14 protein-coding genes are annotated in these 18920 nt (G+C 70.7%); 9 read left to right on the top strand and 5 right to left on the bottom strand.

Translation table 11 applies throughout. The features are described 5' to 3' along the window. Positions 1-164: 164 nt before the first annotated feature. The gene (locus tag ACIA77_RS42515) at positions 165-1325 is read right to left on the bottom strand and encodes an AAA family ATPase (protein ID WP_395891834.1); all 1161 of its coding nucleotides are present in this window, start codon (positions 1323-1325) and stop codon (positions 165-167) included. 576 nt (positions 1326-1901) lie between these two features. On the opposite strand from ACIA77_RS42515, the gene ACIA77_RS42510 reads away from it, so the two are divergent. The 8 genes from ACIA77_RS42510 to ACIA77_RS42475 all read left to right on the top strand — a co-directional run bounded on the left by ACIA77_RS42510 (position 1902) and on the right by ACIA77_RS42475 (position 13428). Beyond that, on the top strand, positions 1902-3905 hold the full coding sequence (locus ACIA77_RS42510) for a fibronectin type III domain-containing protein (RefSeq protein WP_395891833.1): 2004 nt from the start codon (positions 1902-1904) through the stop codon (positions 3903-3905). 77 nt (positions 3906-3982) lie between these two features. Continuing rightward, positions 3983-4888 carry a carbohydrate ABC transporter permease gene (locus ACIA77_RS42505; protein ID WP_395891832.1) on the top strand — a complete coding sequence of 302 codons (906 nt, stop codon included), beginning with the start codon at positions 3983-3985 and terminating at the stop codon, positions 4886-4888. Between the two features lie 10 nt (positions 4889-4898). Next, on the top strand, positions 4899-5813 hold the full coding sequence (locus tag ACIA77_RS42500) for a carbohydrate ABC transporter permease (RefSeq protein WP_395891831.1): 915 nt from the start codon (positions 4899-4901) through the stop codon (positions 5811-5813). A gap of 7 nt (positions 5814-5820) precedes the next feature. Then, positions 5821-8190 (top strand): glycosyl hydrolase family 95 catalytic domain-containing protein, encoded by a 2370-nt coding sequence (locus ACIA77_RS42495; protein WP_395891830.1) that lies wholly within the window; start codon positions 5821-5823, stop codon positions 8188-8190. Continuing rightward, positions 8190-9161, top strand: coding sequence for an acetylxylan esterase (locus tag ACIA77_RS42490; RefSeq protein ID WP_395891829.1), 972 nt, complete (start codon positions 8190-8192; stop codon positions 9159-9161). Before ACIA77_RS42495 ends, ACIA77_RS42490 begins: the two co-directional genes overlap by 1 nt. A 63-nt stretch (positions 9162-9224) precedes the next feature. Further along, positions 9225-10586, top strand: coding sequence for an ABC transporter substrate-binding protein (locus ACIA77_RS42485; protein ID WP_395891828.1), 1362 nt, complete (start codon positions 9225-9227; stop codon positions 10584-10586). Positions 10587-10612: 26 nt separating this feature from the next. Continuing rightward, positions 10613-12766 (top strand): alpha-galactosidase, encoded by a 2154-nt coding sequence (locus tag ACIA77_RS42480; protein WP_395891827.1) that lies wholly within the window; start codon positions 10613-10615, stop codon positions 12764-12766. Further along, entirely contained in the window at positions 12763-13428 is a 666-nt protein-coding gene (locus tag ACIA77_RS42475) for a GntR family transcriptional regulator (protein ID WP_395891826.1), read from the top strand. Before ACIA77_RS42480 ends, ACIA77_RS42475 begins: the two co-directional genes overlap by 4 nt. Before the next feature lie 39 nt (positions 13429-13467). On the opposite strand, the gene ACIA77_RS42470 is transcribed toward ACIA77_RS42475, so the two are convergent. Together ACIA77_RS42470 and ACIA77_RS42465 are read right to left on the bottom strand one after the other, a co-directional pair. Beyond that, positions 13468-14040: a snapalysin family zinc-dependent metalloprotease gene (locus ACIA77_RS42470; protein WP_395891825.1), complete on the bottom strand. Its 573-nt coding sequence runs from the start codon at positions 14038-14040 to the stop codon at positions 13468-13470. A 140-nt stretch (positions 14041-14180) separates the two neighbouring features. Beyond that, positions 14181-14669, bottom strand: a complete 489-nt coding sequence (locus ACIA77_RS42465; protein WP_395891824.1) for a winged helix-turn-helix transcriptional regulator — start codon at positions 14667-14669, stop codon at positions 14181-14183. Positions 14670-14760: 91 nt separating this feature from the next. On the opposite strand from ACIA77_RS42465, the gene ACIA77_RS42460 reads away from it, so the two are divergent. Next, the gene (locus tag ACIA77_RS42460; RefSeq protein ID WP_395891823.1) at positions 14761-15465 is read left to right on the top strand and encodes an SDR family oxidoreductase; all 705 of its coding nucleotides are present in this window, start codon (positions 14761-14763) and stop codon (positions 15463-15465) included. A 726-nt stretch (positions 15466-16191) separates the two neighbouring features. Here the strand turns inward: ACIA77_RS42460 and ACIA77_RS42455 are convergent. Both ACIA77_RS42455 and ACIA77_RS42450 read right to left on the bottom strand, forming a co-directional pair. Continuing rightward, positions 16192-18603, bottom strand: coding sequence for a hypothetical protein (locus ACIA77_RS42455; RefSeq protein ID WP_395891822.1), 2412 nt, complete (start codon positions 18601-18603; stop codon positions 16192-16194). After that, positions 18600-18917: a type VII secretion target gene (locus ACIA77_RS42450; RefSeq protein ID WP_395891821.1), complete on the bottom strand. Its 318-nt coding sequence runs from the start codon at positions 18915-18917 to the stop codon at positions 18600-18602. The genes ACIA77_RS42455 and ACIA77_RS42450 overlap by 4 nt, the downstream gene beginning before the upstream one ends. Positions 18918-18920: the final 3 nt, after the last annotated feature.

The raw sequence follows: 18920 nt of genomic DNA, 5'->3' as shown, positions 1-18920 counted from the left end.
CGACCGGTCGCACCTCCGCGGCACGCGCTGCTGCTTCCGGCCGCCCGGGAACGGGACGGTCGGCGGGGCGGGCAGCGAGGTCGTGGTCATGCCGGGAATCGTCACCGCGAACCTCCCCGCGGGCAACCGATTTTCGGCCGTCGGGTCCGGAGAGGACAGCCGCGTCAGCGTTTCGGCCAATGCCACGACGGACGGTCGAGCCGACCCTGTCCGGAAAGGACAGTCGCGCCGAATTCCTTCTCCAGTTCCAGCAACGCGGCACCCGTGCCTTCCAGGGCCCGCACGAGCACCTGCGAATGCGACACCACCACGAGCTGCGTCCTGCGCGCCGCCCGCGTGATCAGCGCGGCCAGCGCCGGCAGCAGGTCGGGGTGCAGGCTCGTCTCGGGTTCGTTCAGCACGAGCAGCTCCGGTGGCCGGGGCGAGAGCAGCGCGGCGACCCACAGGAGGTAGCGCAGCGTCCCGTCGGACAGCTCCGCGGCGGCCAGCGGACGCAGCAAACCGTGCTGGTGGAAGCGCAGCTCGAACCGCCCGTCCGTCGCGGTCACCTCGACGGTGGCGCGCGGGAACGCGTCGTCCACGGCCGAGGCCAGTGCGGTCGCGTCGCCGGATTCCTGGATCGTGCACAGGGCCGCGGCGAGGTCCCCGCCGTCGTGGTCGAGGACGGGGGTGCGGGTGCCGATGCGGGATTCGCGGGCCGGGGCGCTCGCGTCGGTGCGGAACTGGTCGTAGAAGCGCCACGTCCGGATCCGTTCGCGCACGAGCAGCAGCTCCGGCGTGATCCGCGGGTCGGCGAACTCGCTCAGCATGCTGTCGGTCAGCCCGATCGAGTGGACGTCTTCGGACCAGGCCCCGTTCGCGTCACGCGTGCGCACGGCCGGCCCGGCGCGGTCGGCCAGCAAACCGCGCGGCGTCAGCGCCGGGCCGCTCCACACGCACTCGCGCTTGACCTCCGGGTCGAGCGAGAACAGCGACGACGACGGGATCGGCAGCCCGAGGTCCAGCGCGTACCCGAACTCGTCGCCCGCGAATCCCAGCCGCAGCCCGACGGCCTGCTTCCGGACCGTGCCCTGCACCGGCGACCGCCCGGACCGCACCTCGCGCCCGATCGCCTCCGGCCCCGCCCACAGCGTGGACGGCAGCCCGCCCTCGCGCGCCAGCGCGGCCACGGCGCCGTTGCGCGCGGCGTCGGCCAGCAGCCGCAGCGCGCGGTACAGGCTCGACTTGCCGCTGCCGTTCGCGCCGGTCACCACCGTCAGCTCCGAAAGCGGCAGCACGAGGTCGCGCAGCGAGCGGTAGTTCTCGACGGCCAGTGTCCTCAGCACACCCCGACGCTAGCGCCGGCCACCGACAGGAATTCAGATAACGATCGAGACTACGAAGCCGTGCGGGGCGGGTGCCCCCACCAGCGCGTCTCACGCTCAGTCGCGAAATTAATTCTGCCCGTGTTCGCGGGCTCTGGACTCCGGACCGGATTCGTCAGATCTTTGTCCGCGACCTCGTTGACACCGTCGAAGCGCGAAGTAAGAATCTCGGTTCACATATCCTATAGGATCCTCGGTTCGGGAGAGGTGTCTGTGGTGGCAGCAGGGCAAAAGCTCGGATTCCCGACTCGGGTAACGGGCAGCCGGCGCCTCCGTGGCCTCGGAACCGCGGGTGAGCCGAGTCCGTCAACGAGCGCCATTTCGCGTCAGGACCTCCGATGTCTGGGGACGGAATCCGGCGCCACGAGCGACTGAAGGCCCGGCGAAAACCGGGTTGACGTCAGCAGGAACACCGGGCGGCGCGCGGGCCGTCCGGTGCCAAGGTCCGACCTCGAAGGAGCGGTCATGGTTGTCAGGCCAACATCGGGTAGAACCGGGAGGCGGAGGTTCGCCGTCCTCACCGGGATCGCCGCCTCGGTGCTGACGCTTTCGGCGATCCAGATCCCCGCCACCGCCGCCCCGGCGGCTCCCACCCCGACCCCGAGCCCCACCACCCAGAACACCGCCCCGCTCGCCCAGAAGCCGTACCTGGGCTGGAGCAGCTGGAGCCTCGAGTCCACGAACTACCCCGGCGTGAACCCCACCGGCGGCGCGAGCTGGCTGAACGAAGCCCACGTGCTGCAGCAGGCCGACGTCCTGGCCGCCAAGTTCAAGCAGCACGGCTACGAGTACGTGAACATCGACGCCGGCTGGCTCGGGTCCTTCGACCAGTACGCCCGCCCGGTCGTCGACGCGAAGAAGTTCCCCGACGGGATGAACTACGTCGCGGACTACGTGCACAAGAAGGGCCTGAAGCTCGGCTCCTACCTCGCCGTCGGCCTGGACCTCAAGGCCTACAACGACGGAAACTCGCCGATCTACGGCACCACCGGCTGCCACACGCGCGACCTCGTCTACCCCGACCTGCGCCAGACCAGCGGCTGGGACAACCAGTCGTACCAGATCAACTTCGCCACCCCCTGCGCCCAGGCCTACATCCAGTCCGAGGCCGACGTGCTCGCGAGCTGGGGGGTCGACTTCCTGAAGCTCGACGGCGTCGGCCCGGGCTCGTTCCGCGGCGGCGACGCGCACGACAACACCGCCGACGTGAAGGCCTGGTCCGCGGCACTGAAGAAGACCGGCCGCCCGATGCAGTTCATCCTGTCGTGGTCGCTCTCGCACACGCAGATGGACGTGTGGCAGAACAACTCCAACGGCTGGCGCGTGGACACCGACGTCGAGTGCTACTGCGACACCCTCGTCACCTGGAACAACTCGGTGAAGGGCCGCTGGAACGACGTGGTCCAGTACATCCCCGACGCCGGCCCGGGCCACTGGAACAACCTCGACTCCCTCGACGTCGGCAGCGGCAAGATGGACGGCATCACCGAGGCCGAGCGCCAGAGCTACATGACGCTGTGGGCCATCGAGTCCGCCCCGCTCTACCTCGGTGACGACCTCACGCAGCTCGACGACTACGGCACCAAGCTGCTCACCAACGACGAGGTCATCGCCGTCGACCAGGCGGGCGTCCCGGCCAAACCCGTGAGCCAGAAGAGCGACCAGCAGGTCTGGTACGCCCGCAACGCCGACGGCAGCTACACCCTCGCGCTGTTCAACCTCGGCTCCTCGCCGGCGCAGGTCACGGCGAACTTCGGCGACTTCGGCCTCACCGGCGCCGCGAAGGCCCGCGATCTGTGGAGCCACCAGGAACTGGGGCTGAGCAACGGTTCCTTCACCGCGGCCCTGCCCGTGCACGGGTCGAAGCTGCTGCGCCTGACCCCGGTGAACCCGGTGCAGGTCTCGGCTCCGGCCGTCGTCCACGGCACCGCGTCGACGCCCACCAGCGTCTCGCTGGCCTGGGACGCCTCGGCGAGCAAGCTCGCCCCGATCACCGGCTACGACGTGTTCGCCGGCGGCCGCAAGGTCGCTTCGGCCACCGGCACCAGCACGACCGTCAGCGGGCTCAAGCCCTCGACGTCGTACGAGTTCACCGTGGTCGGCCACGACCGGACCGGCCGCGGCTCCGCCGCCAGCACCCCGGTGTCCTACGTGACGCCCGCGGCCTCGGGCCCGGTCGTGTACGAGGCGGAGAACGGCAGCCCCGGCGGCGGCGCGACCGTGTACGACTGCGCCTGCTCCGGCGGAAAGAAAGTCGGGTACATCGGCGGATCCGGTCTGCTCACGATGAACAACATCAAGGTCGCCGCCGAAGGCACGTACCTGGTGAAGCTCGGCTACGTCGACGGTGACACCAGCCGCTCGGCCGTGGTCACGGTCAACGGCAGCTCGTTCCGGCTGCCGGTGCCGGGTACCAACGACAACGACTGGAACACCGCGCGGACGATCACGGTGCCGATCTACCTGATGGCCGGCACCAACCAGGTCGTCTTCGGCAACCCGAGCGACAGCGTGTTCGACGTCGACCAGCTCACCGTCTAGGAACCCAGGAGGACGCCGTGGTGGTGACCACGCCCGAAAACAGCCTTCGCCCGCGAGGCGCCGCCACGGCGTCCCGGGTGGACAGACCGCGCAAGACCCGGCCCGGCGGTGCCGCCCACCGCCACGACGCGAGGATCGCGTGGCTGCTCGTGCTGCCCGCCATCGCCGGGTTCGGGGTGTTCTTCGCCTACCCGACGCTGCGCGGGATCTACCTCAGCTTCACCGAGTTCCACGTGCTCACCGATCCGAAGTGGATCGGGCTGGGCAACTTCGCCGAGCTGATCGGCGACGGCGTGTTCTGGCAGTCGCTGCTCGTCACGGTCTACTTCGTGGTGCTGTCGGTGGTGCTGGGCATGCTCGTCTCGCTCGTCACCGCCGTGGTGCTCCACCGGCTCGCCGTGTCGACGACCCTGCGCGGCCTGATGATCCTGCCGTTCCTGATCTCCGGTGTGGTGACGGCGCTGACGTGGTCGCTGATGCTCGACCCGAGCCTCGGCATCCTCAACGTGCTCATCACCAAGGTCTTCGGCCACCCGGTGCTGTTCCTCGGCTCCGGCGGCTGGGCCGTGCCGACGCTCGCGGCGATCAACGTGTGGAAGTCCATGGGCTACAACTCGGTGCTCATCTTCGCGGGCCTGCAAACGATCCCGGCCACGGTGTACGAGGCCGGGCGCATCGACGGCGCGAGCGAGATCCAGATGTTCCGCCGCCTGACGCTCCCGCTGCTGCGCCCGATCCTGGTGATGGTCGTGATCCTCACGGTGATCAGCTCGTTCCAGATCTTCGACATCGTCGCCGTGACCACGCAGGGCGGTCCGGCCAACGCGTCGAACGTGCTGCAGATGTACATCTACAACAAGGCGTTCAAGCAGTTCGACTTCGGGTACGCGGCCACGATGTCGCTGGCGCTGTTCGTGCTGCTGATCGCCATCACCTTCACCCAGCTGCGCCTCGCGCGGGCCGGTGAATCCGACACGAACTAGGGCAGGGGACATGGTTACGCTGACTCGACCGGCGCCCGCCCGCGCGCGCAAGCACGTCTCGCCGGGCCGCATCATCGCGTGGGCTTACGTCGTGCTCATCCTGCTGGTCACGATCTTCCCGTTCTACTGGATGCTGCGCACCGCGCTGTCCAACAACTACGCGCTCTCCACCGACCCGTCGTCGTTCTTCCCGGTGGACTTCACGTTCGGCGCGTTCAAGCGCGCGCTGGGGCTCGCGTCGCCGGCGGAAGCCGTGGCGCAGGGTGGTTCCGGCGCGTCGCTCGGGCTGACGTCGGCACTGCGGAACTCGATCATCTACGCGGCCCTGCTCACCGTGTGCACCGTGTTCTTCTCCTCGCTCGCCGCCTACGCGTTCGCGCGGCTGCAGTGGCGCGGGCGCAACGCAGTGTTCTCGATCCTGCTCACGGCGCTGATGGTGCCGCAGGTGCTCACGCTGCTGCCGAACTTCGTGCTGGTGAAGGACCTGGGGCTGCTGAACACGTTCGCGGGGCTCGTGCTGCCCAACGCGTTCTTCTCGGCGTTCAACATCTTCTTCCTGCGCCAGTTCATGCTCGGGCTCTCGACGGAGATCGAGGAAGCGGCGATCATCGACGGCGCCGGACCGCTGCGCGTGTGCTTCCGGATCGTGCTGCCGATGTGCTCGGCGCCGATCGCGACGCTCGCGCTGCTGACGTTCATCAACACCTGGAACGACTACTTCTGGCCCCTGCTCGTGTCCACGGACCAGTCGACGAGCCCGCTGACGCTCGCGCTGGCGGTGTTCAAGCAGTCGTCGCCGCAGGAGGCGCTGGACTGGCCGGGCCTGATGGCCGCGACGCTCGTCGCCGCGCTGCCGATGCTGCTGGTGTTCGTGGTGTTCGGCAAGCGGATCGTGAACTCCATCGGGTTCACCGGGCTCAAGTGAGCTGACTGTGACGAACGAAGATCTCCGCCTGTCCTGGCCCGCTCCCGCGGCCGAGTGGACCGAGGCGTGCCCCGTCGGCAACGGCCGGCTCGGCGCGATGGTGTTCGGCGGTGCCGGGCGCAGCCGCGTGCAGGTGAACGACGCCACGGTGTGGTCCGGCACCCCCGCGGGCCCGGGTGCCGCGCTGGCCGGCGTGGTCGCCGCCGGCGCCGGGCCGGCGCGCCTCGCCGAGGTGCGCGAAGCCGTGCGAGCGCGCGACTACCGGCGGGCCGAAGCGCTGCTCATGGCGTTCGAAGGTCCCTACAGCCAGGAATTCCTGCCGTGGGGCGACGTGTGGCTCACGCTGCCCGAGGGCGAGAGTCACGGCCGCACGCTCAACCTCGCCAACGGCGTGGTCACCGAGCGGCTGACGCTCGGGCCGGCGACGGTGGACCGCGTGGCGTGGGCGAGCCGGCCAGCGGGCGCGGTGGTGCTGTCGCTGACGGCTTCCACACCCGTCGATCTCGGCGTGGCACTGAGCACGCCGCTGCGTGAGGTCACGCGGCTCGTCGACCGCACCGGGATCACGCTGGGCATCGAGCTGCCCGTGGACGGCGCGCCCAAGCACGAACCGGAAGTCGCCGAACCGCTGCGGTACGCGGAGCGCGCGGCGCCCGGCTACGACCCCTTCGGCGCGCTCTCGCTGCGGCTCGACACCGACGGTGTGGTGTCCGCAGTGGACGGACGGCTCGCCGTCGCCGGGGCCACGCGCCTGCTCGTCGCCGTCGCCACCTCGACCAACGCGGCTGACGTTTGGACGGGCTCGGCGCCGCGTTCGCGCGAACGCCACCAGGCCCACGCCGCCGGAACCGCTACGGCCGCGGTGATCGCCGGCGCCGACGAGCTGCTGCGGGCGCACGAAGCCGATCTGCGGCCGCTGCTGGCGGCGGCGAGCCTGCAGCTCGGGCCCCGGCGCACCGGCACGTACGACGTCGCCGCCGACGTCCTGTCCGGAAAGGACGACCAGCTCACGGCGACGGTGCTGTTCGCCTACGGCCGTTACCTGCTGGCCGCCTCGAGCCGGCCCGGCGCGCCGCCCGCCAACCTGCAGGGCATCTGGAACGAAGAACTGCGTCCGGCGTGGTCGTCGAACTACACGGTGAACATCAACACCGAGATGAACTACTGGGCCGCCGAGACCACCGGTCTTGGCGAGTGCCACGGTCCGCTGTTCGACCTGCTGGACAAGCTCTCCGCGACCGGCGCCGACGTGGCGCGTGAGCTGTACGGCGCCCGCGGTTGGGTCACGCACCACAACACCGATCCGTGGGGCTGGGCGCTGGCCGTCGGCATGGGGCACGGCAACCCGTCGTGGGCGATCTGGCCGATGGGCGGTGCGTGGCTCGTCCAGCACGCCTGGGACCACTACGACTTCACGCGCGACCGCGAGTTCCTGCGCCACACGGCGTGGCCGCTGCTGCGCGGCTGCGCCGAATTCTGCCTCGACTGGCTCACCGAAGGCCCGGACGGGTTCCTCGACACGATCCCATCGACGTCGCCGGAGAACCTGTTCCTCTCCGAAGCCGGCGAGCCAGAATCGCTGACGTGGTCCGTCGCGATGGACACGGCGCTGATCCGCGCGGTGTTCAGCCGGACGCTGGCGGCGGCGGAAGCGCTGGGCCTCGACCACCCGGTCACCGCCGAGATCACGGCCGCGCTGCCGCGCCTGCGGCCGCCGCGCGCGACGGCCGGCGGCTGGCTGGCCGAATGGGCGGAGGACTACCCCGAGCACGACCCGAAACACCGGCACCTGTCGCAGCTCGTGTCCGTGTACCCGCTGGGCGAGATCACGGCGGGCACCGACCTCGCCGACGCGGCGACCGCGCTGACGGACCGCCGCGGGCCGGGCGCGATGGGCTGGTCGTGGGCGTGGAAGATCGCACTGCGCGCTCGACTCGGCGACGGGGACACCGCGCGGGCGCTGCTGCTGGAGGCGGCGCAGCCGTTCACCGGCGACCGCCACCGCGACGCACCCGTCGACGGCTCGGAGTGGGGTGGCCTGCTGCCCAACCTGTTCAGCACGCACCCGCCGGTCCAGATCGACGGCAACTACGGCTTCCCCGCGGGGCTCGCGGAACTCGTGGTGCAGAGCCACACCGGGGTGATCGACCTGCTGCCCGCGCTGCCGGTGGCCTGGCCCGACGGCTCGGCGCGCGGCCTGCGCGCTCGCGGCGGGCTGGCAGTTGACGTCGAGTGGCGCGCGGGGCAGCTCGTCTCGGCGGCAGTGACGCGGGTGTCCGGCGATCCGGACGACGACGTCGTGGTCCGGTGGCCCGGTGGCAGCACGCAGGTCCGGCTCGCCGTCGGCCAAGTGTCCCGATGGGACGGTGCTCGCTGATGCTGACCGACCTGCCGCTCGCCGAGCTGCGCACCTACACGAGCGCGTACCAGGCGCCTGGGGACTTCGACGACTTCTGGCGCGAAACCCTCGCCGAGGCGGCTGCGTACGACCTCGAAGTGGTGGCGGCACCCGTGAAGACGCCGTTGCGGACACTCGACGTGTTCGAGGTGACCTACGCCGGTTTCGGCGGGCACCCGATCCACGCGTGGCTTCGTGTGCCGAAGGGACAACCCCGCCCGCTGCCCGCGGTCGTCCAGTTCCACGGCTACGGCAGCGGCCGCGGCAGCGCGGTCGAGGAACTGCTCTGGCCTTCGGCCGGGTACGCGCAGCTGCAGGTGGACGTGCGGGGCCAGGGCGGTGCGCACGCGGGCGGTACGACCGGCGACCCCGTCGGCAGCGGGCCGGCGTTCCCGGGGTTCCTGACGCGGGGGATCGAAAGCCGGGAAACGTACTTCTACCGCCGCGTGTTCACCGACGCGGCGCGGGCCGTGGCGGCCGTGCGGACGCTCGACGTCGTCGACGCCGACCGGGTCGCGGTGGCGGGTAACAGCCAGGGCGGCGGAATCGCGCTGGCCGCGGCGGCGCTCGTGCCCGACGTCGCCGCTTTGTCCGCGCAGGCCCCGTTCCTGTGCGACTTCCGGCGCGCCTCGCTGATCGCGGGCAAGGCGCCGTACACCGAACTCGCCGGCTACCTCGCCGCACAACGGCACCAGGTCGAGGCGACGTTCGGGGTGCTGTCCTACTTCGACGGGATCGGCTTCGCGAGCCGGGCGAGCGCGCCGGCTCACTTCTCCGTGGGGCTGATGGACGACGTCGTGCCACCGTCGACCGTTTTCGGCGCCTACAACGCTTATCGCGGGCCGAAGAACCTCGACGTGTGGGAGTACAACGGCCACGAAGCGGGCGGGGGACAGGACCTCGAGAACGTGCTCGCCGCGTTCGAACCGCTGCTGAAACCGGGCAGCTGAAGAGATTTCTTATCCACAGTGGAGTGGACGAGCGCCTTCGTGGCGCGGAAGCGAGGAATACCCATGAAGATCCGCACTCTCGCCGCCACCGGCCTGGTGGCGGCCGTCGGAGCCGTGCTGGCCGCTTGCGGCGGCGGCTCGTCGAACGCCGGCGGGAACACGGTCAACTGGTGGACCTGGGACGACCACCAGGCCGCCGCCTACCAGGTGTGCGCCGACAACTTCCAGAAGGCCAACCCCGGTGTCACGGTGAAGATCTCGCAGTACACCGTGGCCGACTACTTCACGAAGCTCACCGCCGGGTTCGTCGCGGGCACCGCGCCCGACGCGTTCCAGGACAGCGTGCAGTTCCTGCAGGCGTACGCGAGCCAGCACCAGCTGCTGCCGCTGGACGACTACCTCAAGAAGGACAACTTCGACCTCAAGAAGTTCTCCGTGGGCGTCAACTCGTGGAAGTTCACCGACGGCAAGCAGTACGGCCTGCCGCTCGACTGGGCCGCCGCGGGGCTGTACTACAACACCGACGCGCTCACCAAGGCCGGCTACACCGCCGCCGACGTGCAGAACCTGAGCTGGAACCCCGACGACGGCGGCACGTTCGACAAGATGGTCGCGCACCTCACCGTCGACAAGAAGGGCGTGCGCGGTGACCAGCCCGGCTTCGACAAGAACAACGTCGCGACCTACGGCATGGGCCAGCTCGCCGCGAAGGACTTCATCGGCCAGGTGACCTTCAGCGCGTTCTCCTCGGCGCTCGGCTGGCGCCTGGGCGACAAGCCGGAGTGGCCGACGAAGTTCAACTACGACGACCCGCGGTTCATCAAGACCGCGAACTACATCCGCACGCTCACCGACCGCGGCCTGGCGCCGAAGATCGGCACCTTCACCACCGGCGGTGGCCAGTCCACCGTCAGCGACGCGGACCTGATCGGCTCGGGCAAGGTCGCGATGGAACTCTCGGGTTCCTGGTCCGCTCCGAGTTTCGCGAAGCTGCCGGGTGTCAAGATCGGGATCGCCGCGCCGCCCGCGGGACCGGACGGCAAGACCCGCGCGCTGACGTCGAACTCCAACGGCAACACCATCTGGGCCGGCACCAAGAACCCCGACCTGACCTGGAAGTGGGTCTCGTACATGGGTTCGCAGGAGTGCCAGACGGCCGCGTCGAAGACCGGCACCTTCTTCCCGTCGATCCCGGCCTCGATGGACGCCGCCACCGCGGCCATGAAACCGCAGGGCGTGGACCTGTCGGTGTTCACCACGATGCTGAAGAACGGCACGCTGTACCCGGCCGAGGTCTACGCCAACGGCGCCGCCGTGCAGGCCGCGGAAGAGCCGCTGCTGGAGTCGTTCTACGCGCACGACCGCAATGACGACGTGTTCCCCGAGATGCAGAAACAGAGCGCCGCCCTGCTCGCCAAGAGCTAGGCCGCACGGGAGTCAGGAGTGACGACATGCCCAGCCCTTCGGTGGTCGGCCTGCGTGCCGGCGGGACGAGTTTCGCCGTGGAACTCGCCCACCCGGTGCCACGGGTGCTGCACTGGGGCGCCGATCTCGGCGAACTGTCTGAAGCGGACACCGAGGCGCTGCGCCTGACCGCCGGGGCCGCGGTGCTCAACAACGCGCCCGACGGGCCCCGCGCGTTCTCGGTGTGGCCCACCGAAGCGGACACGTGGTCCGGCACCCCCGCGGTGTCGGGCCACGTGGCCGGCCGCGGCGCGGTGCCGCGGCCGGTGTTGAGCGGTTTTCGCCACGACGCGAACACGGTGACGCTGGAGCTCACCGACGCGGCGTCGGGGCTGGACGTGGAGCTGACCTACCGGCTGACGCCGTCGGGAGTGCTGGAGGTCGCGACTACCGTCACGCGGCGCGCCGGCGACGGCGTGTACGACCTGGCCGGGGTGGTGGCCGCGTTGCCACTGCCGCGCCGGGCGGCCGAAGTCCTGGATTTCACGGGCAAGTGGTGCCGCGAACGCAGTCCGCAGCGCGTGCCGCTCGCGTACGGCGGCCACGTGCGCGAGGTCCGGCGCGGCAAGCCCGGCGCCGATTCGCCGTACCTGCTGACGGTCGGCGAGCCCGGGTTCTCCTTCGCCGCCGGTGAGGTGTGGGGGATGCACGTGGCGTGGAGCGGTGACCAGAAGTGGTTCGCCGAGCGGCTGCCCGAAGGGGCCGGGGTGCACGCGAGCGTGCTCGGCGGCGGGGAACTGCTGCGGCCGGGTGAGGTCCGGCTCGCGGCGGGTGAGTCGTACGTGGCGCCGGTGGTGTGCTTCGCGTGGTCGGCCGAGGGGCTCGACGGGCTCGCCGCGCGCTTCCACGCCTACCACCGCTCGCGGGCCGCGCACAGCGGTGAACCTCGGCCGTTGACGTTGAACACCTGGGAGGCCGTGTACTTCGAGCACGACCTCGACCGGCTGCTGGAGCTCACGGAGCTGGGTGCGAAGGTCGGGGTGGAGCGGGTGGTCCTCGACGACGGCTGGTTCCGCGGCCGCCGCGACGACTCCGCGGGCCTCGGCGACTGGACCGTCGACCGCGAGGTGTGGCCACGGGGGCTGACGCCGCTGGTGGAGCGCGTGCACGCGCTGGGGATGGAATTCGGGCTGTGGGTCGAGCCGGAGATGGTGAACCTGGACTCCGACCTGGCCCGGGAGCACCCGTCGTGGGTGCTGGGGCCGGCGGAACTGGGCGGGTCGGCTCGTAACCAGTACGCGCTGAACCTCGCGCGACCCGAAGCGTACGCGTACTTGCTGGCATCGCTCGACGCGTTGGTGGGTGAGTACGGCGTCGACTACCTGAAGTGGGACCACAACCGCGAACTGCACGAGGCCGTCGACCGCGTGACGGGCCGGGCGGGCACACGGGCGCAAACGCTTGCGCTGTACCGGTTGCTCGACGAACTGCGTGAGCGCCACCCGCGGCTGGAGATCGAGAGCTGCGCGAGCGGCGGCGGGCGCGTCGACCTCGGGATCCTGGGCCGGACCGACCGCGTGTGGGCGTCGGACTGCCTCGACCCGCTGGAGCGGCAGGCGATCCAGCGCTGGACCGGGCAGCTGATCCCGCCGGAGGTGATCGGCTCGCACGTCGGCGCCGAACGCAGCCACACGACCGCGCGCGTGACGGACCTGTCGTTCCGGCTGAGCACCGCGTTGTTCGGACACGCGGGCATCGAAGCGGACCTCACGCGCAGCTCGCCGGAGGAACTGGCGGCGTTCACGGCGTGGGCCGGGCTGTACAAGGAACTGCGGCCGCTGCTGCACCACGGCCGGGTCGTCCGCGCCGATCTGCCCGACGACGACGCGTACCTGCACGGCGTGGTGGCCGACGACCGGGCGGTGTACTGCTGGGCGCGGCTGACGACGGGCGCGGCGGGCCAGCCGGGGCGCGTGCGGCTGCCCGGGCTGGACCCGGCGCGGACCTACCGCGTGCGGGTGCGCGACGAGGCCGGGCTGCCGTCGTTGCGCGAAGTGGCGGCGCCGGAGTGGTTCACGCGTGCTCTCGCGGGGCCGGTGGACCTGCCGGGCGCGGTGCTGAGCGTGGCCGGCCTGCCGATGCCGGTGCTGGACCCGGCGCAGGCGCTGCTGCTTGACCTGTCCACTGTGGATCGATCGTGACGCCTGGGTTCCAGGCACTGCCGGCCCGGCAGGTGCTCGCCGACGGGGTGTACGAGCAGCTGCGCGCGCTGATCATGAACGACGGCATCGCGCCCGGCGCCCGCGTGAACATCGACGAGATCGCGCGCGAGTTGGGGGTGTCGGGCACGCCGGTGCGGGAAGCGCTGGCGCGCCTGGAATCCGAAGAGCTGGTGAGCCGCCTGCCGTTGCGGGGGTACCGCGTGAGCGAGCTGCTGTCGCGGCGCGAGGTCGACGACGTGTATGCGCTGCGGCTGCTGCTGGAACCGCCGAGCGCCGCGCTGGCCGCGAAGGCGATGTCCGACGCCCACGTGGCGGCACTGGAGGCCGAACTCGCCACGTGCCCGGCGGCGCCGGCGCACGACGCGTACCGCGACTACAAAGCCCTGACCGCGCACGACGCGCGGCTGCACGAGCTGGTGCTGCGCATCGCGGGCAACGCGGCGGTGGAGCAGGCGTTCGCGCGCACCCACTGCCACCTGCACTTCTTCCGGCTCAACTACAACCAGCCGTTCGGGGAGCAGACGATCTCGGAGCACCGGGCGATCGTCGAGGCGCTCGTGGCCGGTCACGCCGCCGCTTCGCGCAAGGCGATGGCCGCGCACCTGGAAGTGGCGCGCGACCGGCTGCTGTCGCGGATGTGAAGCGGGGGCTCCCCGGGGTTTCCGGGGAACCCCCTGTGCTCAGCGGGTCATCGTCGTTTCGTAGATTCGCTGCTGCGCGCCACCGGCGCCGAGGGTGCGGAACCCGTTGGCCCACAGGGAGTCCACTCGGGACCGTTCCTGCGTGTTGGGCGTGGCGTTGGTGCACGACGGGCCGGGGCCGCCGCCGGACATCAGCTCGGAGCACGGGCCGGAGTAGTGGTCGGGCAGGCCGAGCACGTGGCCGGTCTCGTGGGCGGTGATCCGCGTGTTGTCGTACTGGCGGGCCTGGGTGTAGTCGATGAAGACGGTGCCCGTGCCGTGGCCGTCGGACTGGGCGTAGGAGCCGCGCGGGTCGTTGCCCTCGACGTAGCGCAGGGAAGCACCGGACGAGCGTTCGACCAGTTTGACGTTCTTCACAGCGGCGTTCCAGTTGGCCGCGCCCGCGTTGATCGCCGAGCGGAACGTCGGCGCGCCTGAAGTGCTGTAGTACACCGTGGTGACCGCGGCGGCCTGGTCGGTGGCGGCGGTGGCCGCGGTGGCCGTGCCGCCGACGAGCGGGGCGGCCGCGACGGCGAGCGCGACGGCACCGGACAGCAAGAACTTCCTCGACATCGGAAAGCTCCTCGGGGTTTGGGGAGTTTGCCTGATTTGCGCGCGCTGCACCGAATCTAGGCAATCAAGCCCCGTTTGTGACCCGACTTTCGTACTGTCCGGATAGTGGTGATTTGCCAACACCTTTCACGGGTTGACATTCAGGCGACGGGCGCCGCCAGCGGAACTTCTTCGTGGGTGTCCAGCTCGAGCCGGTTGAGGTCCGTGCGGGTGAGCCCGGCTCCGCAGTGGTCGCACCGCTCGCCGGGACGCGTGAGCTCGCCGCAGGTGGTGTGGACCAGCTGCATCGGCTCCGCGGCCGTGGGGGAATCCGTGTGCGCGTCGCCCCACCGGCCGAGCGCGTGGATCACGGGCAGCGTGTCGGCGCCGGCTTCGGTGAGGCGGTACTCGTCGCGCGTGCGGCCGCCGTCGCGGTAGGGGACGCGGGCGAGCAGTCCCGTCTCGACCATGCGGGCCAGGCGCGCGGCCAGCACGTTGTCCGCGATGCCGAGGTGGCTGCGGAACTCGTCGAAGCGGGTGGTGCCGAGGTGCGCGTCGCGCAGGATCACGAGCGTCCACGGTTCGCCGAGGACGTCTGCTCCCCGGGCGATGGGGCAGGAAGTGCCGGTCCAGCTAGTGCGTCGGCCCACGATTCCTCCTTGCTGACTTGCCTGTAGCAAGTTTACCCCGTAGTGTCTGCGGTGGCTAGCTTGCAGATAGAAAGTCAGAAGGGTGAGACTCATGGAGATCAAGGGTTCGGTGGCGCTGGTGACGGGCGCGAACCGCGGGTTCGGCCGGGAACTCGCGGCCGCCCTCCTCGAACGCGGCGCGGCGAAGGTGTACGCCGCCGCGCGCCGGCCGGAGACGGTCGACTTGCCGGGCGTGGTGCCGCTCGCGCTGGACGTGACGGACCCGGCGTCCGTGGCCGCAGCCGCCGCGCAGGCGCAGGACGTGACGCTGCTGGTGAACAACGCCGGCGTCTCGACGGGCGCCGCGTTCCTGGACGGCTCCCTCGACGACGTCCGGCTCGAAATGGAGACCCACTACTTCGGTCCCCTCGCCACGACTCGCGCCTTCGCCCCCGTGCTGGCCTCGAACGGCGGCGGGGCCGTGCTGAACGTGCTGTCCGTGATGTCGTGGGTCACGGCGCCGCACCTGAACGCGTACTCCGCCGGCAAGGCCGCGGCCCTGCAGCTGACCAACGGCCTGCGCCTGGCCCTGCACGACCAGGGCACCCAGGTCACCGCCCTGCACGTCGGCTACATGGACACGGACATGGCCGCCGACGTCACCGACCCCAAATCCAACCCGGCGGACATCGCCGCCCTCACCCTCGACGGTGTGGAGAAGGGCGCCTTCGAGGTCGTGGCCGACGACTTCAGCCGCTACGTGCGGGCGGGGCTTGCGGGGGAGCTGGCCGGGATGTACCCGCAGCTGGTTTCCTGAGTTCTTGCTCTGGGCAGCTGGGGGTGGCTTGCGGTTCGTGGCCGGTGTGTGAGCCGCGGGCCATTCCTGACCAGCGGAGCTGTCGCTGACCTGATTCACGCTTGGCTTGCGCTACCGGGGCTCCGCGCTGCCGTTGTCGGCCGGGCGGATCTGGCTCTGGCCGGCTCGTGCCTGTCCGAGTCTTGCGGCGGCCTCCCAGCGCTTCTCGTTCGGTGGGTCCGGATTGGCTTGCGCTGTAGGCAGGTGCGGCGGTTCGGCCGGCCGACTGTCGTTGCGGGGCGACTATCTCGGTACGCGTTCGCCCGAGCCACGGGCGATGGCGGTGGGTTTTTGGCCGCCCGGCGTGCTCCGTCGGGTACCGCCCGGGGCTCAGGCTCAGCTTGCGCTGCGGTGCTTCTGGTCAGGCCGTTGTCTGCGGGCGGGTTCGGGCGCGGCTGGTGTTGTAACCGTCGTGGCGTGCCGGGCTCGGCTCATGTGCGGTGAGAGCCGCTGGTCAGCTCGGTGCTGCTTCGTCCGGCGGCGGAGGCCCGGCTCACTTGGCTTGCGCCGCCGGTCGCCGATGCCGTGGTCGGCTGACTTGGCGGCCGGATTGTCGAGGCGCCGGTGTGTCCGGGGCACTTCGCCGGGGAATACCTGTGGCCGAACGGTTCCTGGCGCAGGAAGCCGTCCGCCGGCCGGGACTGGAGGTGCCCCGGCCGGCGGACGGTGCCGGTCAGTGGTGGTGGGTCAGTGGCCGCCGTCGGCGGGTTGGTTCTGGTCGGCGTTGGCCCAGCCGGTCTCTGCTGTTTTCTGGATGTCGAGCATCTGCTTGGCGATCTCCTGCCCGCCCTTCACCGGCCACGCCCACATTTCCTTGGCGCTGTCGGAGTCCGCGATCCACTGCTTGAGGATCGAGAAGGACTGCGGGTAGTTCGCTTTCAGCTGGTTCTCGAGGTACTTGTACTTCGCGAACGCTTCCGGCTGGTGCTGCTTCAGCCAATCCTCGTGCGCCTTCGTCCACGGCGTCTTGTTCGGGGGCGGCTGGTTGGCCGGGGGTGCGGCGTCGTCGCCGTGGTGGCTGCCGTTGCTGGAGGCCGCGTCGTCGCCGTGGTGGCTGCCGGGTGGCGTGTCGTCGTGGCCGTGGTTTCCGCCAGTGGATGAGGCGTCGTCGCCGTGGTGGGTGCCCGGCGGGGTGTCGTCGTGGCCGTGGTTGCCGGCTGTGGACGAGGCGTCGTCGCCGTGGTGTCCGGCGGGCGGCGTGTCGTCGTGACCGTGGTTACCGGCTGTGGACGAGGCATCGTCGCCGTGGTGGGTGCTCGGCAGGGTGTCGTCGTGGCCGTGGTCGCCGGCGGTCGAGGACGTGTCGTCTCCGTGCTGCGAGGAAGGTGCGTCGTCCTTGGGTGGGACCGGCGAGGGAGTGTCGTCGCCGGAGTGGCTGGACGGGGGCGGGGTGGTGGCATCGTCGCCGGGGTGGGTGCCCGAGCCGCCACCGGTGTTCGTGGGGACGTCGTCCTTGGGCGGCACCGGTGGGGGAACGTCGTCGCCGGTGTGGCTGCCGCCCGCGCCGCCGCCCGTGTTGGTGGGGGCGTCGTCCTTCGGTGGGACCGGCGGGGGGACATCCTCGCCGGTGTGGCTGGACGGGGGCGGTGTAGTGGCGTCGTCGCCGGGGTGGGTGCCGGAGCCTGAGCCGCCGCCGGTGTTGGTGGGGGCGTCGTCTTTCGGCGGGACCGGTGGGGGAACGTCGTCGCCCGCATGGCTGCCCGAGCCTGAGCCGCCGGTGTTGGTGGGGACGTCGTCCTTCGGTGGCACCGGCGGAGGGACGTCGTCGCCCGCGTGGCTGGCTGGGGGTGGCGTGGTGGCGTCGTCGCCGGAGTGGGTGCCGGAGCCGGAGCCTGGGCCGCCGCCGGTGTTGGTCGGGGCGTCGTCCTTCGGTGGGACTGGTGGTGGGACGTCGTCGCTGGCGTGGGTGCTGCCAGAGCCTGAACCCGAGCCAGAGCCCGAACCCGAGCCAGAGCCCGAACCCGAGCCAGAGCCTGAACCTGAGCCAGAGCCCGAACCCGAGCCGCTGCCGCTGCCGCCGGTGTTGGCGGGAGGCGGAGTGGCGGAGTCGTCGCCGGAGTGCGTGCCGCCGGTGCCAGAACCGGAGCCCGAGCCAGAACCAGAACCCGAACCCGAGCCACCGCCGGTGTTGTCCTTGGGTGGGACCGGAGGGGGAACGTCGTCGCCCGCGTGGGTGCCGCCCGTCCCACCGCCCGTGCCGCCGCCGGTGCCGCCGTGGCCGGAGTTGCCGACGTTCGTCATCGGGATGTCGTCGCCCGCGTGGGCGGCGCTGCTGCCGCCGCCGGCGGCGCCGCCGACGCCCGGGCGGGTCTTGAGGGCCTTGACGACGTCGCCGATGCGGCCGGCGGAGCGCGTGGCCTGCGCGACGACCGCCGCGAGTTTCGCGCCGAGTGAGGTCGCGGTGAGCGTTGCCTGGGCGACGCACCAGCTGACGCCCGCGACGATCGACGCGCCGAACGTCGGGATGGCGGCGGCGAGCGCGATCAGCATCGTGGAGATCATGTCGCCGAGGACGGTGGTGATGAGGTCGCGGAACAGGCCCCGCACGGCGGCGATGATGGCCATGTTCGTCTGGATCAGGTAGCCGACGATGTCGGTGCCGTGGGCCTTGCTGTCCAGATCGGCCGCGAGCTCTTGCATGCGCTGCTTGAAGGTCTCACCCGCCGAGCCTTCCCAGTGGCTGATGTCACCGTTCAAAGAGGACTTCTGGTCCTCCGCGATCTGCCGGATGCTCTCGGCGACCGTGTGCACTTCCTGGCTCAGCAGCTGGATCTGGTCCGGATCGCCCATCAGCATGTCGAGCGGCTCGCGCAGGAAGCTCACGTGCTCGATCAGCCAGCCGAGCCCGGCGGAGATCAGGCTGCCCAGCGGGTTCAGCGCGAACTTCACCGTGTCGACGGCGGAAGCCACCACCCCGAGCCCGATCGAGACGCCGAGCGCCGCCTTGTCGGAGTCGTCGGCGGTCTTGATGTCCTCGCAGCTCTTGATCAGGAACGTGTACGAGTCCAGGAAACCGGCGCCGGAGAACTTGTTCGAGTCGGTGATGACCACGCCGGCACCGAAGTCGGGCTTGGCGTTGGGGTCGAACGACGTCGTCACAGCGGTTGCCCCAATCCCTTGAGGGCGTCGGACTGCGAGGTGTCGCTGCTGCGGTACTGGTCCGCGGCGGTGCGCACGTTGCTCGCCTGGTCGGTGTACGCCTTCGCGGCGCCGTTCACCTGGTCGTGCAGCACGCCGAGCGCGATGCGCGTCGGAATCCCGAGCACCTGGCCCACGGCGACGCCGAACGCGTTGATGTCGCCGCCGTTCAGCTGTTGCACCCGGTTCGCCGCGGAGGTCACCTTGCTGCCGCGGTCGTCCAGATCGGTCGCGTAGGTCTGCAGGATGTTCGGGTCGACGGTGTAGCCGTCCATCAG

The organism is Amycolatopsis sp. NPDC051903 (assembly GCF_044452505.1).
Lineage (GTDB): Bacteria > Actinomycetota > Actinomycetes > Mycobacteriales > Pseudonocardiaceae > Amycolatopsis.
This window is presented reverse-complemented; position numbering and strand designations above follow the sequence as displayed.

Bases quoted from the DNA above. Each gene is read 5' to 3' on its own strand.
- ACIA77_RS42485 (WP_395891828.1), top strand. From the start codon at position 9,225: ATGAAGATCCGCACTCTCGCCGCCACCGGCCTGGTGGCGGCCGTCGGA.
- ACIA77_RS42500 (WP_395891831.1), top strand. From the start codon at position 4,899: ATGGTTACGCTGACTCGACCGGCGCCCGCCCGCGCGCGCAAGCACGTC.
- ACIA77_RS42470 (WP_395891825.1), bottom strand. From the start codon at position 14,040: ATGTCGAGGAAGTTCTTGCTGTCCGGTGCCGTCGCGCTCGCCGTCGCG.
- ACIA77_RS42490 (WP_395891829.1), top strand. From the start codon at position 8,190: ATGCTGACCGACCTGCCGCTCGCCGAGCTGCGCACCTACACGAGCGCG.
- ACIA77_RS42450 (WP_395891821.1), bottom strand. From the start codon at position 18,917: ATGGACGGCTACACCGTCGACCCGAACATCCTGCAGACCTACGCGACC.
- ACIA77_RS42460 (WP_395891823.1), top strand. From the start codon at position 14,761: ATGGAGATCAAGGGTTCGGTGGCGCTGGTGACGGGCGCGAACCGCGGG.
- ACIA77_RS42480 (WP_395891827.1), top strand. From the start codon at position 10,613: ATGCCCAGCCCTTCGGTGGTCGGCCTGCGTGCCGGCGGGACGAGTTTC.